This is a genomic window from Roseicella aerolata (assembly GCF_020523605.1).
Taxonomy (GTDB): domain Bacteria; phylum Pseudomonadota; class Alphaproteobacteria; order Acetobacterales; family Acetobacteraceae; genus Paracraurococcus; species Paracraurococcus aerolatus.
The window spans coordinates 1-1,216 of sequence record NZ_JAJAQI010000155.1 but is presented as its reverse complement, the minus strand read 5'-3'; the positions used below and the strand labels follow the sequence as shown (position 1 = coordinate 1,216).

Genomic DNA, 1,216 nt, shown 5'->3' with positions numbered 1-1,216 from the left:
GGAGAGGCATTAGGTCAGGTAGCGGCCATCTTCTCGAACTGCGCAGGGCTTGTGAAGTCGAGGGCGGAATGGCGGCGGACAGGATTGTAGAAGCCGTCGATGTATCGGCCGATGGCGGCCGCGGCGTCGGCGCGTGTCTCGAAGGCGGTGCGCCAGACGAGTTCGGATTTCAGCGTCTTGAAGAACGTCTCGACCATGGCGTTGTCGAAGCAGTTTCCCTGCCCGGACATGGAAATCAGGATGCCGTGGGCCTTCAGTTCGGCCTGGTAGTCCACGGAGCAATATTGACTGCCGCGGTCCGAATGGTGGATCAGGCCCGCCGTTGGACGGCGCATGACGACCGCCTTCCGCAGTGCTGCCAAGGCCAGGTCGCGGTGCAACCTGTCGCCGGTCGACCAGCCGACGACGCGGCGGGCGAACAGGTCGATGACGACGGCAAGGTACAGCCAGCCCTCCTTCGTCCAGATGTAGGAAATATCGGCGCCCCATTTCTCGTCCGGGCCCGCCGCCGTGAAATCCTGATCGAGCAGGTTCGGCGCCACCGGCCAGGCGTGGTGACTATCCGTGGTCCGCTTGAACCGCCGCTTCTGCCGCGCCCTGAGCCCATTCTCACGCATCAGGCGCGCAGTCCGGCGGCGGCCAACATCCAAGCCATCGTCGCGCAGGTCGCGCGTCATGCGAGGGCTGCCGTAGGTGCCATTCGACAGCGCAAAGGCCGACCGAACATGCGCCAGCAGCACCATGTCCTCGTGCTGGCGGCGGCAGGCCGGGCGCCCCTTCCAGGCGAAGTAGCCACTTTGGCTGATGCCAAGGACGCTGCAGAGACGGTGCACGGGGAACTCCTTTTTCGCCTCGTCGACGAGCTTGAAGCTCACCGACTTCCCTCCCTGGCGAAAAAAGCGGTGGCCCGCTTCAGGATGTCCCGCTCCTGGCGGAGGATCTCGTTCTCCCGTCGCAGCCGCTTCAGCTCCGCCGCCATGTCCGGCGACGCCGACCCGCCAGGTGCTTCCGCCGCCCGGTCGCGGCTGCGGCCGATCCAGCGGACCAGCGTCGATAGCCCGACCCCGAGATCCTCAGCGATCGCCCGCTGGGTTCGGCCGCTCGTCCGAGCAAGGCGTACCGCCTCGTCCTCAAATTCCTTCGTAAACCGTCGCTGCTGCTTCATGTGGGTCCTCTTGCATCATCGGGACCTCTCCACTTTCCCGAAGCAAGTCCA

General features: G+C 65.3%; 1 protein-coding gene. It reads right to left on the bottom strand.

The genetic code is table 11. The features are described from left to right. Window positions 1–14 precede the first annotated feature (14 nt). Window positions 15–1,165, bottom strand: a protein-coding gene (locus LHA35_RS28295) for an IS3 family transposase (protein ID WP_226615200.1) whose coding sequence is annotated in 2 segments (ribosomal slippage) — window positions 15–901 and window positions 901–1,165 — 1,152 coding nt in all. Because the reading frame shifts where the segments join, the coding sequence is not laid out codon by codon here. Window positions 1,166–1,216: the final 51 nt, after the last annotated feature.